We start from the raw sequence: 16,037 nt of genomic DNA, 5'->3' as shown, positions 1-16,037 counted from the left end.
TCCAGGTCAGACTTTACCCCTAGTATTTTCGGGAAGTGTAGAAACATACATTAGAACCATAAACATATGAAAAACGAATCAAACCGGCTCACTAAAAGAATTTTTCTCAGGCGTCTCAATTCATCACCTTATTATACGTATTCTCAAATCGGCCATATTCTTTATTGAAAAATAGTTCCACTGTCCCTGTTGGACCATTACGCTGTTTGGAGAGAATAACTTCAATTTTGTTTTTCCTGTCTGAATTTGTATCATAATAATCGTCACGATATAGAAAGGCAATCAAATCAGCGTCTTGCTCAATGTTTCCGGATTCACGAAGGTCAGACATTAACGGCCGTTTGTTTTGTCTTGATTCCACACCACGTGATAACTGGGAAAGCAAGACGATCGGTATGTTTAATTCCATCGCCAGTAGCTTTAATTCCCTAGTGATTTCCCCAATTTCTAAGTCGCGTCGTTCTTTTTTGCCACCAGGAGCGATTAACTGTAAATAATCAATGAACGCCACATGTTTTTCCTCCGGGCGATCCAGCGCAGTTTTTCTTATAGCGGAACGAATTTCAGTGATCGTCCGTTTTTGGTCAAAAATCGTTAACTCCCAGTTGGAAATATCACCTACTGCTCGGATAGCTCGTTCATAATCCTGTTCGGAAAAAGCCATGCTGCGCCATTTTTGGCCATCAAGTGTTCCCCCAGCGGAAATGAGTCGCTGTAGTAATTGTTTTGTCACCATTTCCAAACTAAACATGATAGACGATCCACCATTTTTGCAATGATTTGCTGCTAGATTCAAGGCAAATGCGGTTTTACCAACAGAGGGCCGTGCTGCGACAATGATTAATTCCCCACGCTGCAATCCACCAGTCATTTCATCAAATTCATCAAAGGCTGTAATGAAACCTGATTGCTCAGACTGTGGATCACACATTGCTTCGGTGATTTCAATCAAATAATCACTTGTTGTTTTTTCCATTTTTACAACACCAGCATCTCGATACGTTTGCAAACTGTTGATCAACACATCCAAACGTTGATCGGTTGGATTCTCGGCATACGCGAATGCATGTTTACTAGATTCTCTAGCTCGGTAGGAATCAAACACCAGTCGCTCATAATGCTGCAATCCCTCCATACTTGGCACAGATTCCGCCATCTGCAGCAAATAGGTTGTTCCCCCAACTTCGTCAATGTCTTTCCCTAGATACGTTGTCACCATAACCATGTCGACTAAATCATCTTGCTCAGATGCTTTCTTCATCGCACGATAGATTTTTTTATGTTTGGCAAAATGGAAATGTTCTTCCTGTACGGTTAACTCCTTAAAAACAGTTCCATCATACAAAACAGCTCCAAGAATCGCCGCCTCAGCCTCCATGTTCGTATTAGTCATCATATGATTTCTCCATAATCAATTTACGTAATTGCTCCTGAAACCTCATTTTTGTCGCTTTTGGCACCCTGGAAGCTTCATGCTGCCATTCCCGAATTTTGGATAACGCCTCATTTTTTTCTGGTGGATAGTCAGCAATTTCAGCAACGGTTGGTGGATGAGGGGATGTTGCGACATGTTGTTTCAGTCGATCCATCACACGCTGGTAATCCATTTGTTTAAATTGAGGTATGATCATCTGTGCTTTCTTCTTCGTTAACTCACTTTTCGGATATAGTTGGGTAATTGTTTCTAAGACGTCCATTGCTTCATGATGATTCATGCCCACCCCTCCTCCCGTAATTCAGCAATTACCGCTTTATTGTTTGCTTTAATTTGATCTTGGAAAGAAGCTGCACCCTTCCAAGATGACTTTCTACTAACATATTTTTCAACATCGGCAACCGTATGTAAATTTGCATCTGTCCATTCTTGCAAAATTTTCTCGATGTAACGAAATGATCGACCCCCGTGCTTTACCGCATGCTTAATGGCTGCGATCATCATATCGTTACCAAGCTTATCACACCAGTCCGTAAAAGCTTTTTTTGACGATGGATGAAGCGTGCCAAAATATTTTTGATACAAGGCAAATGGATTTTCAACGTGCGGATCTCCTCTTCTTTCTTCTCTTTGTTTCTGTTTAGGTATGGTCCTGGATGGATGCTGTGATTTATCCTGGGATTGGTACCCTGATTGGTCACAAAATGGATCATCCGATTGGTTCTGGGATTCGTCCTGGGATTCGCCTGCTTTGGGTGCAACATGCTCTTGTGACTGGTGTTGCGATTGATTTTGTAATGGCTTACTAGACGGTTCCCCAGATTGATTTCGATACTGGGGATCTGGTTCGTTCTGTAATTTGTACTGTGATTGGTCTGATGATGCATTTTGTGATTGGTTTTGTGATTCTTCCCGGAATTGATCCTGCAATCGGTCCGTTGATGGATCCCGATATTGGTATCGTGACGAGCCCATCGATTGATCATCACGCTGAAGCAGCGAAATCATGTTATAAACAGGCGCCTTACCCTTTTTGCCGTTTTCACACGTAATAAAATTTGCTTCAATCAGACGCTTTCTGGCTTCATGCAGACGACTTTTACTTAATCCAGAAAGTTTTCCCACCACTGAATTAGGTGCATTAAAATGTGGTTTCCAGCCAACGGAATTATTAAGTGCCATTAATGTATACCATAAAACAATCGCATGTGCCGGCAGATCATTCACTAATAGCCAATCCTTAAATGCTTTGAGTTCCTTCAAGTAATTCATGAAAAACAATCCTTTCAGGTAGTAGATTTTTTTCGACTAACGGACGAGTACCCCCACTGTTTGATCAAATGTGGAGGTGAACTGTCTGTTATGTCAGTTGTCTATATTTTCCCTTGCTTGACCCTGCATCCATTCGTCAATTGTCTCTTGCGTAAACAAAATACGATTTCGCAATTTCACGTGCGGAATTTGCTTAAGTTTTACCATGGTGTAGATCGTATCCGTATGAACTCCCAAATAACGTGCTACTTCCTTAACCGATAATGTGTGACATTGCATAACCCTCTCTCCCCCTTTCAACACTGCTTATAGTAAAAAGAAATCGAATTATCCAGCAGAAAAAACTTCCGATTGAATCCGATTTATTTCTCCTTTCACCGTTACAATCGTATGTCATCGTGATTAGGTGGCATGGATTTGATAATTTTTTGGTTGGTTGCTGGGAAATGGAACAAACCGCGTAGAAAGTGCAATTATCGGAGACAGCACAATTTTATCAATTTAGTTCCCGAGCCGTGCGATGAGCATCAACCCGTACGCGAGAACATCAACCCGTGCGCGAAAACATCAACCCGTACGAGGAAACATCAACCCGTGCGCGAGAATATCAACCCGTACGCGAAAACATCAACCCGTACGCGAAAACATCAACCCGTGCGCGAAAACATCAACCCGTATGCGAGAACATCAACCCGTGCGCGAAAACATCAACCCGTATGCGAGAACATCAACCCGTACGAAGAAACATCGACCCGTGCATGAAAACATCGACCCGTATGCAAAAACATCAACCCGTACGCGAAAACATCAACCCGTGAGAAGAAACATCAACTTATCAATGTCATCAACATTTTAATCCCCTTCCCTATGTTTATTAAAAATCGCCCAAGGTTGAATATACACAAGCATCGAAGCATACATTATAGGTGGAATTAAATAACTGATGAGGATAGGTGATTGCATGGATGATAAGTCATCAAGAAACCAGAAGCCTGTTAATAAAAACCCCAAACAAGAACAACTGGATCAGTACCGTAAAGTAAACACTGGAAAACCAATGACGACCAATCAAGGGAGAAAAATATCAGACGATCAAAACCAATTAAAAGCGGGTGTACGCGGCCCGACATTACATGAAGACCATCAATATTTTGAAAAAATGACCCACTTTGTAAAAGAAGAGATACCGCAAAGAGTCGTACACCCAAGAGGTTACGGAGCGCATGGGGAGTTTGAATGCTATCAGTCCATGAGGCATGTGACAAAAGCGGGATTTTTACAGGAAGCTGGAAAAAAGACTCCTGTATTTAACCGATTTTCTACCGTACAAGGGAGAGCTGGATCAAAGGATACGGCAAGGGATATGCGCTGCTGGGGCGCTAAGTTCTACACAGAAGAGGGAAATTATGATCTGACAACGATTAATAATCCTGTGCTTATTAATCAAGACGCGATGAAGTTCCCGGATGCGATGCATGCGTATTTCAATAATATACGTGATGATATGCCTACAGCTACTGGCGCACACGACACGTTTTGGGATTATGTCGCCAACAATCCGGAATCGATCCATCAGACCCTATGGATTATGTCTGACCGGGGCGTTATAAAAAACTATCGAATGATGGCATCGTGGTCAATTAATACGTACCTGTTTGTCAATGAAGAAGAGAAAGCAACTTTTGTAAGGTTTGTTTGGAAACCTGTTCTTGGAGAACATGCAATGCTTATGGATGAGGCTCAGAAAATCGGTGGCATCGATCCGGATTACCACCGGCGAGATCTGCACGATGCCATTGACCGTGGGGCTTATCCGGAATATGAATTAGGTGTCCAGTTGATTGCGATGGAAGATGAATTCAAATACGACTTTGATCCTCTCGATCCTGCAAAGTTTTGGCCGGAAGAGGTTGTCCCTGTTCAGCTTATTGGCAAGTTGACATTGAATCGAAATGTGGATAATTACTTTGCGGAAACGGAGCAATCGGCCGTTAGCCCTGGAAATGTTGTTCCGGGCATTGATTTTTCCAATGATCCCGTCCTGCAAGGAAGATTAGCTGCATACCTACCTGCACACTATCATCGGCTTGGTCCGAATTATCAGGAATTACCGATCAATAAACCGATCTGTCCGTTTCATAATAACCAGCGTAGAGGAGGTAATACCTTTTCAATCGATGTCGATAAGGTATGGTATCACAAAAATTCGCTGGCAAATAATACGCCCTACACAACGCCTCCGGAAGAAGGGGGATATGAGCATTATCCAAAGAAAGTAGATGGACACACAATTCGGAACCGAAGTGAATCGTTCAAAGATTACTTTTCCCAACCAAGGATATTTTGGAATAGCATGACACCAGTTGAAAAGCAGCATTTGATTGAATCACTTAGCTATCAGCTTGGGAGATGTAAAAGCGAATCTGTTCGTCAGCAAGCTGTTAATCTGCTTGTCAACGTTGATAAAGAGATGGCATGTATTGTTGCTGATAATGTTGGTGTAGACCGCCCAAGCGGGACGAATGTTCCTGTTTCAACAAGTTATCCTTCTCTTAGCATATTCAGTTCACCGAATTACGCATATACACAAAAAGTAGGTGTACTTATTGGCAATGGCTTTAACGGTCAAGAAGTGACAAATGTGCTTAACTACTTGCAGCAATGCGGGGTATTTATAGATATTGTAAGTGAAACGCTTGGTACGGTTACAGGAGCGGATGGTACAACGATTGAAGTTGACCAGACATTCCTGACAACTAGTCCTTACCTGCTTGACTCGCTTTATATTGTTGGTGGAAGTTCTAAAAATGAAGCAAAATTCCTTCAAGACGTTATGTATTACACAAAAGTAGCATATAAACATTTTAAACCAATTGGTGTTGCTACGACCGGGCAGTCCTTTATTCAGTCATCAGCGGAAAATAATTTAGCCGGTGTAGTCTTTGCCGGAAACAATGCTGACTTCGGGAAAGATTTTGTCGCTGCTATTGCCCAGCAACGCTTTTGGAATAGACAATAATTAAAATAAAGCAGAAAATAACGTTTCAACGGTATTTTCTGCTTTCGTATTCAATTGATTGAGGCAATATTGTCACCTACCCTCAATCTGCAAATTTTCCAGCCAATATTAATCCCTTTGGTGCTTCCCTTTCCATGATGCGGTTGCACCACGATGGCCTTCTCCCTTTTTGAAACCTTTATCCAATTTTCCGGCATTTTCAATATCGCCAGAAGTCTCATATCCTGCAATTTCCATGTTTGATGTCGTTCCATAAAGACCCATGCCACCGAGTTCAACATTAATATTTTCCTGATTTTTTTCTTTATCCTTTGCCATTTTCAAACACCTCCTACTAATAATGTAACCGAAGTGTTTGAGAATATAATTGGTAAAGAGTGACTGACTTTGCCACAAAAGTATAGAAATTTTGCGATTTGAAATAATAAAGATATGGATATAATCTAGGAGTGAAAACAATGGAAAATAACAACGCAGATAAATCAGCTAGAGATAATGACAATTTAGACGGTGGACCAGTTGAAAATCGCTTGAATAGTGATAATGCATTTAGTGATAAAGGTTTGGAAAATAGACGATCCATGCAGAATGCCGTGAAGAAAGGAAATCATAATAAATAATGAATGAGACCTCACTTGACGAGGTCTCATTTCATTGTGCCGGTTAAAATTTTACCCCATACTTTTTCTTACCTTTTCAGGAATCATAACGACTTCTGTTTTTAAATCAATTGGCAGGTAAGTTTCGTCAATACACTCATCCCAAAATTCTAAATGCCTCTGATCAACCCAATGCTCTGATTGCTCTACTTCCTGCCCGCCTTCACCTTGTACGGAATACCAATATAGAAACTCATCCCCATTTAGATGTTCTCTAAAAATAGTCTCTACGTACATCTTCTCATCTTCCAAGGTTACAAGAACATCTTTGGCATGATCATTCAAAAACTTCACCCATTCATTTACACGTTCTGATTTACCTTTTTTCACTTTAAATCTTGTTAACTCAACGTTCATGTATGTCACCCCCCATCATATATTCAACCATCTAAACAATAACTAGTTTTTTTGCGATTGGTTATGGCATGCAAAAAATGGTAAAATGAAAGCTAATTAACATCAAAAGTCGGAGGGATTATATGATCGTTGAATTTGGATTAAACTTTGCAATTGCTTTCATTATTGTCGGCATTATCGGTTTTATTTTCAGAACCTACTCCTCTAATAAAGAAGTTAGCGGGAAGAAGAATTTTCTAATATTACTGGTTGAAAGCCTGATAATTGCTTGCCTATTAACTTGGGTTGTGTAGGAACACTTACATACCTTTTTCCGTATTTTCCACCAGCCAATTAGCAATATATGGTAGTGGAACCTGCCCCTCTGCAACCAGTGTTGTAAATTCTTTCATTTCTTGATCATTTTGCTTTAGTTTAAACCCGTTTTTCTTTAAAAAAATATCAAGCACCGCAACTGCCGTTTTCGCATTTCCATCAACAAAACAATGATTTCCCGCTAATGATTCAAATAAAACGCCAGCCTTATCAAATAAAGAAGGATAAGCATCCTCCCCTAAAACAGATTGTTGCGGGAGGTGAACCGCCGATTCTAACAACCTCTCATCCTTTATTCCAGCTTGTCCCTCCTCCCCATATTTTTTCATGACGATGAAGTGTATTAAGGTTACATCTTTAGCCAATAAATAATTCATTTCATCACCTGTCTTTTAACTTTTCAAATACACGATGATGTTCCTTAAACGTTTCCGTAAGCATTTTCATCATTTCAACATCCACCTGGTCTTCTAAACGATTCTTTTTGCTTAAAATCATTCGATTGTCCTTCACGTCAAATTCGATTTCATCGCCACGTTTGATGTTTAAAGCATCAACAATATCTTTCGGCAAACCTATTCCTAAACTATTTCCCATCTGTGTTACTTTACGCGTCTTTTTATCCGCCATCATAATCACATCCATTTTTGTTTGAATGACAATACGGTGCATATGTTATAACGTAAGTACAATAAAGTTATTGAATTATAATGTACTTACATCTTAACATAACAATATTGAATTGTTAAATTAATTTAAATTTTTAGCTTATATAAACCATTTGCTTAAAAAGTCAAATTAAAAAAGTCTACATTCAATTGCAGACTTTTGCTTATCCATATTTGTTTTTATTTCATCCCTTAAATAAGCATTCGAGTAAGAAAATAATAAAAAGCTATTCCTATTGTGTGAAGCTTATCGTTAGGTAATCCCTCACTGATCCCCTTTTACCAATCGCTGAAAAACCAAATGTGTATTTGTTTTATGATTTCATTCCCTTTCATCATTTTTGCCAGTTTTTCGGACCCCAGCCGATTCAAACGCCTGGAACATAGATAAAAAGGGCCGATAGCACGCAATTCAGGGTAAAAACCCCCAAAATAAAATTTTATAAATCCATTCACTAAGCCTCATTCGGACTTATAACAGTCATTCACATCCCTCCGTTTTTTGATCTTTGTTAAAAGTGAAACTCATCAAGCCAATCAGTTTCGTTTTCACTTATGTTAAAATGATTCTCTTAATTCCGCTATTTCCCCAGTTCCTAATTCCGTGATTTCTGCTATTTCGTCATTTGTGAAACCCTTCTTTACCAGTTTCCTAGCAATCTTAATCAACGAATCCTTTCTTCCTTCCTTTCTCCCTTCTTCTCTCCCTTCCTTTATCGCTTCTTCCTTCCATTCTTTATAAACTTCAAACAATGTTGGCGATAAATCCAATTCTTCTGCACGCATTTTCTGTGCAACCTCCTTTCCTAAATATGTGATGATTTATTATCGATCATGATAATGAAAACGAAACGAATTAAGATCAAGCCAATCAGTTTCCTTTCCACTTATGCTAAAATGATTCTCTCAATTCCGCTATTTCCCCAGTTCCTAATTCCGTGATTTCTGCTATTTCGTCATTTGTGAAACCCTTCTTTACCAGTTTCCTAACAACCTTAATTAACGAATCCTTTCTTCCTTCCTTTCTTCCGTCCTCTTTCCCTTCCTTTCTCCCTTCCTCTATGCCCTCCCGCTTCATCTCTTCAAATATCTCCGCCAAAGTTTGAGATGTATCCGTTTTTTCTGCACGCATTTTCTGTGCAACCTCCTTTCCTAAATATGGAATAATATCGTTTTTCAATTGCTGACTGTATTCTTTTGGGACTTGGAGCAAATAATCAATGAAGTAAAATAATGCTGATAGGTATGTGCGAGATTTTTCTTGTTGGGAGGTGAATTTCTGCAATGTTTGGATCATTAATTTTCGTTTGAACGTATAACGTTTAGATGCATTTGTTTTTGATTTATTAGCATAAATGCCTGCGATGACAGCAGCTGCAAATGGGTTGGCTGACTGCTCAAGTTTTTCGATATTGCTTTCCTTAAAATGATATATATTATATGTGTAATCTATTTTGGTGCCATAAAAATTATAGTGAAATCCATTCGTCTGATTTTGCGCTTGTTGTTCCGTTAAAAGTGCAATTGCGTAGACTTCCCGGTCAAACCGGTCATAAATTCGGTAAAAATAGCGAAACATCCGCTTACCAAAATCGTCTTCCTCTTTACCTTGGACTTCCACATGTACTAATATCCATTTTTCTTCACCGCTTTTCAAATACACTTTCACTATTTGATCGGCAATCATTCGGCCTTTCTTTTCCTGAATAATTTCTTTGTACAGTTCCTGCTTAAGAAAATCCGGCATTTTGGAAAAGTCAATTTGCTCATATAAATCTGCTGCAAAAAATAGCATAAACTCCTCAAATAATTCTTCAATCAACTTCTTCCAGAGAGCATCATAATCCGGCCTTTTCACCTGGTAATTAGCCGGTTTCTCCAGAACTGCTTCTTGTGCCATCATTTTACCACATCCTTTCAAATTGATGAATCATCTTCATTATATACGAACGCATGTTTTATGTCTAATAAACGTATCAGGCTCTGAATTCTTCGGTTTTTACGCTGCCCTCGTTTAGCTCATATAACTTTGAGAGTTCCTGAACAGCATTAGGAAAAAGATGGGCTTTAACCCTGACTTGAATGTCTAAATCACCCTTTGTAATACTATTTGGTATAGTCGTGCTTCCTACGTGCTGAATAACTGCTTCGGACAAAATCCCCCTATCAGCCTATTTCACTAAACTCCCTCTTTAACACAAGAAGCAATTGCCTCTTTTGAACAAACGCTACCCAATAGTTTGAGTACAATATTTCACAATCTTTTACGTTAATCAAATAAAAAGGCGATACTATCTAAAGCACCGCCAACACATTTGGAGAAAAGATAACTCACTTAATTAAAGGTTTTAGTTTTAAATTGTTGCTGGTGTAAGCATACTTAATTTGAAATAACATCCAAAGTATAAATAAAACTCCGCTTACAGTAAATAATGCAATTGGGAATAAATAAAACCAACCTGAAAAATAGTGATGAACAATATAATAATTCCCAGCTTCGAATCCTTCAGTTACACGAAATCCCTCTATCCTGTGTGGCTGTCATGTCAGGGGCTACACTTGCACTAAACTGCCCAATAGTAAAATAGCGACTGCTGCTTATTCAACAATCGCACCCTATAGTTTAATAGGCAGTTCCACTGCGTAATTCCATTTATCAGCAAAAAAGAACCCTATTTTTATATAAGGTTCTTTTCAAGCGTTCATATTCATTTCAAGATTAAGCAAGTCTATATTAAATCCTGCTTTGATTAACAAATCCAACCCAAGTAATCCGTTAATGTCATCATATCCAAAGTCATTAAAATCTACTTCAACTTTTTGAACCATAAAATCACTAATTTGTATTTAATCTACTTGTTTTCTAAAGGCATGCTCTTTACCACCAACTCCAAAATAAGTGACGATTCTCGACTTGAAGACCGATATCTTCAACAATATCTTGGGCGATTAGTGTTCTAGCTGCCCCAGTATCTACCACCATATTTTCTATCACTTTACTATTTCCGTTAAATGTTAAAGTTATATCAACTAAAAGCAACCCATATTTATGCTTGATTTTCATGATAGTCAAATCTCCTTAATCCAACATCCTGACGAACTTCAAGCAAAATATTTTCATTTGTAGTATGATAAACCAATTCATCACCTTTTGATTTTAAAAGTTCCTTTGTTGCCAATTCATTTGATATAGGCTTTATAACGGCAATATCCTCAATAAATTCTTGACCATTTTCAATATGAGACGATAACACTTTTAATTTTACAAATTGATCCGGGTACAATTTTCTAACCTCTGACCATTTCATGTTTTTCACCGCCCCTTCTTTTTATATCTTTATTTTAACACACCGCTCTATCTCCTACCCATAAAATTCCATTCATTTTGCGGACAAAAGACTCGAAACAGACACACACTTCTTAAAGAAAAGCTACCCGTTACTTTAAGTTCACTACCTCACAAACATCGATGTTTTAATATAAAAAATAACATCATAGCATTTATCCCAAGCCATGATGTTAATCTTTAAAATTTCTAGCATTGTGCAGCCGTGATATCAATAGATTTATCTGTAATATTAATTTTGGATTAGTTCTAATTTCCCTAAATCTATGATAAACTTTCCATTCATTAATATATCTAGTCCTAATAGTCCATTGATTCCCCAACCATCTAAATTACCAAAGTCTAACTTCATATCTGGAATTTCATAATTGTCTAGCTTGATAAAATCAACTGGTTTACGGAAAGAATACTCCTCACCGCCAATTCCATAAGAGCTTACAAGAGGATCTCCATTTTTAAAGTATATGTCTATCTCATCAACAACGTCAGATGAAATAAGAGTATGAGCTGCACCTGTATCAACAACAAGCTTATCTATTGTTTTCATTTTTCCTTTGTAGGAAATCGTCATTTCAACTTCTAGTAAATTATTTACAAATTCTAACCTCATAATCTCATACCTCTTAAACCTATTGCTTTTCTCATCTCAATTACGATTTCTTCAGCCCCTGTATGGTAAACAATGGTATCGCGCTTAGACTTAAGTAACTCTTTAGTAGCTAATTTAGGATCTTCCATAACATTAATTAACGCAACATCAGTTACAATCTTTTTATCATCTTCTTGGTAAAAGTCTATGATGTTAAGTTTAACATATTGATTTGGGTACATTTTTCTAACCTCTGACCATTTCATAATATACACCACCTCTTTTACACTTTACAATTATTATATCATCGTTTTATACAACTATCATGTCTTATAGCACCCAATAGTACAATAATTTTAAGTAAACTTTTTCCTAGTTATTCAGGAAGAAAATAGCAACCACGAAAAGCAGAGAAACTAACATACTTTTAATTTTACTTCTTCCCCAAATATCAATTACTGCTACAATCCCACCTATTATAAATATTAAAGTTCCAATAGTATTTATTAAATTTATGGATAAGATGCTTCCTACTTGAGCTATAAACAGACCAATTGTGAGAAAACCTATTGTGAAAATAAAACGAGGTGTCTTAAAATCCTTTTTTGCATCATTTCTCTCATCTGTATCCATTTTCGCATATGCTCTAGCCATAAAAAAGATTGGGAATCCCCACATTAACAAAAAAGGAATTACTCGGTCGATATCTATATTCAAACAAACTCCCTCCAACATTTATAACCCTCTAATTTAAGTACGAATTACAAAGCAAATAGTTTCATCTTATTCGTTATTGCACAATCCTGCCCGTTTAAGTGAAAAAATACACAATCTTTGTTATTCCACCTTAAAACAAGCTCAATTTCCATCAAAAAATCTGCATTTATTGTATCAGTACTTTTTAAATGATCAATCTTTTGAAATATATCAAGACTAAATCGGAAAAAGTCATTTCTTCAACATGAAATGATATCTACTTCTAACTCTTCCTGGCTATATGTATGTCCGAAAAAATAAGATCTCCCGAGCAGAGCGTGGATACTCAGAGGGGAGGTCTTATTTCTTGTTGGAATTATTCGTCTATTATGTTTACAAGCGCCAAAACCGTGGTATTCTATACATAGAAAAAGTTTACACAGCATAACATATAAAAATCGCTTCATGGGCCACATGAAGCGGTGCAATGATCAAACCCCATCAAAAGGGTTGGCTCATTGTCCGAAGAAAAGATCTCCCGACTAGAGCTGGGTACTCAGAGGGGAGGTCTTATTTCTTGTTGGTTCCAAATATCATCCCACACTACGCTTCATTCGGCCAATCCCCATACTGCTCGACAGCTTCCTTCATAATCGCATTCGTAATAAACAACAGTTGCTGCCCCTTAATATTCTCGCGCATCAACACGTTTTTTACGGAGATTTTTACTTTGGCATAAATATTTTTACGGTGGTCGCTTGTCCAATCCTGGCTCAAGTTTTTCTTCAGCTCTTTGACCACTTTATGAATCAGATCCGCCAAGAACGCATTGTCAAAGGATTCCATTTCCAGGCCAGTTATTGCCTTATAAAATTCGGCCTCTTCATCATTCAAACCAAGCTCCCCGCGAAATTCAGCTTCCTCATCCACGTCCTTTCGCATTTCCACCATCATCCGTACAACGTCAGCCGCTTGTATTATCCGGTTATGATAATCGGTCAGCGTTTTCTCCAACAATTCACGCATCTGGCGTTCTTTTGGACTGTTCTTTTTAAAATTCACCGTAATATGACCTTCTAACAGTTTCTGCAGTAATTTCAGTCGTAAGTCTTCATGCTCCTGCTTGCTTTCGATATCTTTCAAAAACGCTTCATCCAAAATGCTAATATCAGGTTTTTCAATTCCAGCTACTTGATAAATATCGACTGGATCTTTCGTCTCCAGATGGCTATCAACTAATTGATTCAGCCGCTCCTCAATCGTTTCATTGCTTTCTGTCCCCACTTTTCTCGGTGAAATCAACTTTTTCACTTGGACACGCACCATCTGATAGAGGGTAACTTCATCTGCCAGTGGAATAATTTCCTGCAGATGTTTAATGAGCTTATATGCTTTTTCCAACTTCACACATGTCTCAACAAAGGATTCCGGATCACCATTTAACTGTTCATTCACCAAATCCGCAATCAAATCGTCCCGCTCGATCTTCGGCAAAGCCCGCCAGTCATCACGATGTTCAATCGCCCCGAATAGTCCGCGCACTTCTTTTAAATGTTTTTGAAAAATTCCAACCGCAGCATCCACGTCAATGTTTGTCTGATTGGTCGCATTGTCTCCAGTATAATTGTTCGTTGCTTCCTTTAGCGATGTGGCAATCCCGATGAAATCAACAATCAATCCGCCTTCTTTTCCAGGAAAAACACGGTTAACACGAGCAATTGCTTGGATCAGGTTGTGACCGTGCATTGGTTTGTCAACATATAAGAATGATAGATTTGGAGCATCAAAACCTGTCAGCCACATGGAAACTACGATAACTAATTTCAACGGATCTTCCGGATTTTTCAGGCGCTTTTTCACATCTTCCTGTTCTTCTTTCGTTTTAATATGCGCATACTTACTGCCAGGATTTTGCTTGCGCCAGCTATCCGGATCTTTGGCAATCTTTCCGGTCATGACGATTTCCACTTCCGGACAATCATCCCGCTGTTTCAACGCCTCGTACAAGCGAACCGCAACTTGCCTGCTCATGCAGACGATCATCCCTTTTTGATACGGATTTGCCGCGGCGTTAAAATGATCCAAAATAGACCCCGCAAGTTTGTGTAAACGTTTCGGTGTCCCAACTACCTTTTCCAGTGCTGCCCATTTCAACTTGTACGAATCAGACTCCTCATCTTCCATGCCGATTTCCGTAACAATCGATTCATACTCTTCATCAATTCCCGCCCCTGCAAAATCAAGCGGAATCATCCGACTTTCGTAATACAATGGCAAAACAGCTTTATCCTGAACAGCCTGCGCCATATCGTATCGGTGAATTACGTGACCAAAAATTTCCTCTGTATTGTTTCCAAGCAGTTGAACCGGTGTACCCGTAAACCCAACGAATGAAGCATTTGGCACCGCATACCGTAATTGTGCCGCATATCCACCATCAAAACCAGATTGGGTGCGATGGGCTTCATCGGAAATGACGATAATATTGCTGCGATCTGAAAGCACAGGGTGTTTAGCCTCCCCTTCCTTCAGCCGAAATTTCTCAATCGTGGAAAAAACAATCTGGCCACCTTCACCTTTTAATAAGTCACGCAATTGATCAGATTTTTCCGCATGGTGAATATGCCCAATCAAGCTATAGCCTTCCGAAAACGTGTCGTGCAGCTGCACATCCAAATCATTACGATCAACCTGAATAACAATTGTCGGATTATCCAATTGTTTATGCTTAGCCAAAATCGAACTATAAAACAACATACTGATCGATTTGCCGGAACCAGTCGTATGATACATCACACCAATACGGCGATCACCATCAGGACTCGTTGCCCGTACAGTCTCGTCAACTGCAAAATTCACACCAAAATATTGATGATATTTCGCACCAATCTTTATCCGCTTATCCCCTTTATCCAAAAAGACGATGAAATTGCGGATATAATTCAGCAGCCGATCTTTCGGAAACAACCCTTGAATTAACGTTCGCATCGTATTCGCCACATTATTGTCCACGCTCACACCATCAATCGTTTTCCAGGAAGCAAAAAAATCATATGCAGCAGACGGCATCCCGTGCATTGTTTCCACCCCGTCCGAAACAACGGTAAAGGCATTATATTCAAACAGCTTCGAAATATCATGCGTATAGTTGCGGATCTGGTTGTAAGCATCATGTACGGTAACATTTTCCTTGTTCGGATTTTTCAATTCAAACACAATGAGCGGAAGCCCGTTTACAAAAATAACTACATCCGGACGACGTGACATGCGCCCTTCAATCGAAAATTGATTCACAACCAGAAAGTCATTGTTCTCCGGATGTTCCCAATCAATTGGATAAACATGCTGGACTTTTTCTTCGTTATCTTCCTCATATACAAACTCCAGTCCCTTGACACATTTCTGGTGAAAGTAAAAATTCCGATCTTCCCAGCCGACACCTTCATTCAACGCAAAAACATTCGCCAATCGATCAACTTCATCAGTCGGAATCATTGGATAGGAATGCCGCAAAAAAGTTGCTAAACGTCCATGAAGCACTACTTCCTGCAGGCGGTCCCGCTCCCCGCGCTGGAATAGCTCTTGCCCATGCAAGTATTCATAGCCTAACTTCCCAAGCCGCTCAATCGTCGTTTCCTCAAAATCCGATTCACCAAGTACATTCATCGTCAAATCCCCTTT

General features: G+C 39.0%; 21 protein-coding genes. 4 read left to right on the top strand and 17 right to left on the bottom strand.

The window, feature by feature from the left end; genetic code table 11:
* Positions 1–115 precede the first annotated feature (115 nt).
* The 4 genes from dnaB to C8270_RS13310 all read right to left on the bottom strand — a co-directional run bounded on the left by dnaB (position 116) and on the right by C8270_RS13310 (position 2,986).
* Positions 116–1,393 carry a replicative DNA helicase gene (gene dnaB, locus C8270_RS13325; protein WP_106497297.1) on the bottom strand — a complete coding sequence of 426 codons (1,278 nt, stop codon included), beginning with the start codon at positions 1,391–1,393 and terminating at the stop codon, positions 116–118.
* Positions 1,386–1,715 (bottom strand): replicative helicase loader/inhibitor, encoded by a 330-nt coding sequence (locus C8270_RS13320; RefSeq protein WP_106497296.1) that lies wholly within the window; start codon positions 1,713–1,715, stop codon positions 1,386–1,388. The genes dnaB and C8270_RS13320 overlap by 8 nt, the downstream gene beginning before the upstream one ends.
* The gene (locus C8270_RS13315) at positions 1,712–2,707 is read right to left on the bottom strand and encodes a DnaD domain-containing protein (RefSeq protein ID WP_106497295.1); all 996 of its coding nucleotides are present in this window, start codon (positions 2,705–2,707) and stop codon (positions 1,712–1,714) included. The genes C8270_RS13320 and C8270_RS13315 overlap by 4 nt, the downstream gene beginning before the upstream one ends.
* Before the next feature lie 93 nt (positions 2,708–2,800).
* Positions 2,801–2,986, bottom strand: a complete 186-nt coding sequence (locus tag C8270_RS13310; RefSeq protein WP_106497294.1) for a helix-turn-helix domain-containing protein — start codon at positions 2,984–2,986, stop codon at positions 2,801–2,803.
* A gap of 241 nt (positions 2,987–3,227) precedes the next feature.
* Between C8270_RS13310 and C8270_RS20040 the strand changes: the two genes are divergently transcribed.
* Both C8270_RS20040 and C8270_RS13305 read left to right on the top strand, forming a co-directional pair.
* A complete protein-coding gene (locus C8270_RS20040; RefSeq protein WP_158701723.1) occupies positions 3,228–3,563 on the top strand; it encodes a hypothetical protein in 336 nt (111 codons plus the stop codon).
* A gap of 87 nt (positions 3,564–3,650) precedes the next feature.
* Entirely contained in the window at positions 3,651–5,726 is a 2,076-nt protein-coding gene (locus C8270_RS13305; RefSeq protein WP_442785806.1) for a catalase, read from the top strand.
* A gap of 108 nt (positions 5,727–5,834) precedes the next feature.
* On the opposite strand, the gene C8270_RS13300 is transcribed toward C8270_RS13305, so the two are convergent.
* A complete protein-coding gene (locus tag C8270_RS13300; protein ID WP_106497292.1) occupies positions 5,835–6,044 on the bottom strand; it encodes a hypothetical protein in 210 nt (69 codons plus the stop codon).
* Positions 6,045–6,184: 140 nt separating this feature from the next.
* On the opposite strand from C8270_RS13300, the gene C8270_RS20035 reads away from it, so the two are divergent.
* On the top strand, positions 6,185–6,346 hold the full coding sequence (locus C8270_RS20035; protein ID WP_158701722.1) for a hypothetical protein: 162 nt from the start codon (positions 6,185–6,187) through the stop codon (positions 6,344–6,346).
* A gap of 51 nt (positions 6,347–6,397) precedes the next feature.
* Here the strand turns inward: C8270_RS20035 and C8270_RS13295 are convergent, their stop codons facing one another.
* The gene (locus C8270_RS13295) at positions 6,398–6,742 is read right to left on the bottom strand and encodes a DUF6176 family protein (RefSeq protein ID WP_106497291.1); all 345 of its coding nucleotides are present in this window, start codon (positions 6,740–6,742) and stop codon (positions 6,398–6,400) included.
* A gap of 122 nt (positions 6,743–6,864) precedes the next feature.
* Between C8270_RS13295 and C8270_RS20030 the strand changes: the two genes are divergently transcribed.
* On the top strand, positions 6,865–7,035 hold the full coding sequence (locus tag C8270_RS20030; RefSeq protein ID WP_158701721.1) for a hypothetical protein: 171 nt from the start codon (positions 6,865–6,867) through the stop codon (positions 7,033–7,035).
* A 6-nt stretch (positions 7,036–7,041) separates the two neighbouring features.
* Here C8270_RS20030 and C8270_RS13290 read toward each other — a convergent pair whose 3' ends face one another.
* From C8270_RS13290 to C8270_RS13240, 11 genes are all read right to left on the bottom strand, one after another.
* Positions 7,042–7,434 carry a type II toxin-antitoxin system death-on-curing family toxin gene (locus C8270_RS13290; RefSeq protein ID WP_106497290.1) on the bottom strand — a complete coding sequence of 131 codons (393 nt, stop codon included), beginning with the start codon at positions 7,432–7,434 and terminating at the stop codon, positions 7,042–7,044.
* Between the two features lie 4 nt (positions 7,435–7,438).
* A complete protein-coding gene (locus C8270_RS13285) occupies positions 7,439–7,729 on the bottom strand; it encodes an AbrB/MazE/SpoVT family DNA-binding domain-containing protein (RefSeq protein WP_106497289.1) in 291 nt (96 codons plus the stop codon).
* A gap of 554 nt (positions 7,730–8,283) precedes the next feature.
* Positions 8,284–8,511, bottom strand: coding sequence for a hypothetical protein (locus tag C8270_RS13280; RefSeq protein WP_106497288.1), 228 nt, complete (start codon positions 8,509–8,511; stop codon positions 8,284–8,286).
* A 106-nt stretch (positions 8,512–8,617) separates the two neighbouring features.
* Positions 8,618–9,625 carry a hypothetical protein gene (locus C8270_RS13275; RefSeq protein ID WP_158701720.1) on the bottom strand — a complete coding sequence of 336 codons (1,008 nt, stop codon included), beginning with the start codon at positions 9,623–9,625 and terminating at the stop codon, positions 8,618–8,620.
* Between the two features lie 76 nt (positions 9,626–9,701).
* Positions 9,702–9,881 (bottom strand): GrpB family protein, encoded by a 180-nt coding sequence (locus tag C8270_RS13270; protein WP_234028567.1) that lies wholly within the window; start codon positions 9,879–9,881, stop codon positions 9,702–9,704.
* Between the two features lie 722 nt (positions 9,882–10,603).
* Positions 10,604–10,789, bottom strand: coding sequence for an aspartyl protease family protein (locus tag C8270_RS20765; RefSeq protein ID WP_325034775.1), 186 nt, complete (start codon positions 10,787–10,789; stop codon positions 10,604–10,606).
* Positions 10,773–11,033: a hypothetical protein gene (locus C8270_RS13260; RefSeq protein WP_106497286.1), complete on the bottom strand. Its 261-nt coding sequence runs from the start codon at positions 11,031–11,033 to the stop codon at positions 10,773–10,775. Before C8270_RS13260 ends, C8270_RS20765 begins: the two co-directional genes overlap by 17 nt.
* A gap of 270 nt (positions 11,034–11,303) precedes the next feature.
* Positions 11,304–11,681 carry an aspartyl protease family protein gene (locus C8270_RS13255; RefSeq protein WP_106497285.1) on the bottom strand — a complete coding sequence of 126 codons (378 nt, stop codon included), beginning with the start codon at positions 11,679–11,681 and terminating at the stop codon, positions 11,304–11,306.
* Positions 11,678–11,926: a hypothetical protein gene (locus C8270_RS13250; protein ID WP_106497284.1), complete on the bottom strand. Its 249-nt coding sequence runs from the start codon at positions 11,924–11,926 to the stop codon at positions 11,678–11,680. The genes C8270_RS13255 and C8270_RS13250 overlap by 4 nt, the downstream gene beginning before the upstream one ends.
* A 106-nt stretch (positions 11,927–12,032) precedes the next feature.
* Positions 12,033–12,377, bottom strand: a complete 345-nt coding sequence (locus C8270_RS13245; protein ID WP_106497283.1) for a hypothetical protein — start codon at positions 12,375–12,377, stop codon at positions 12,033–12,035.
* A 582-nt stretch (positions 12,378–12,959) separates the two neighbouring features.
* Positions 12,960–16,022, bottom strand: a complete 3,063-nt coding sequence (locus C8270_RS13240; protein WP_106497282.1) for a type I restriction endonuclease subunit R — start codon at positions 16,020–16,022, stop codon at positions 12,960–12,962.
* Positions 16,023–16,037: the final 15 nt, after the last annotated feature.

The organism is Lentibacillus sp. Marseille-P4043, assembly GCF_900258515.1.
Taxonomy (GTDB): Bacteria; Bacillota; Bacilli; order Bacillales; family Amphibacillaceae; genus Lentibacillus_C.
This window is presented reverse-complemented; position numbering and strand designations above follow the sequence as displayed.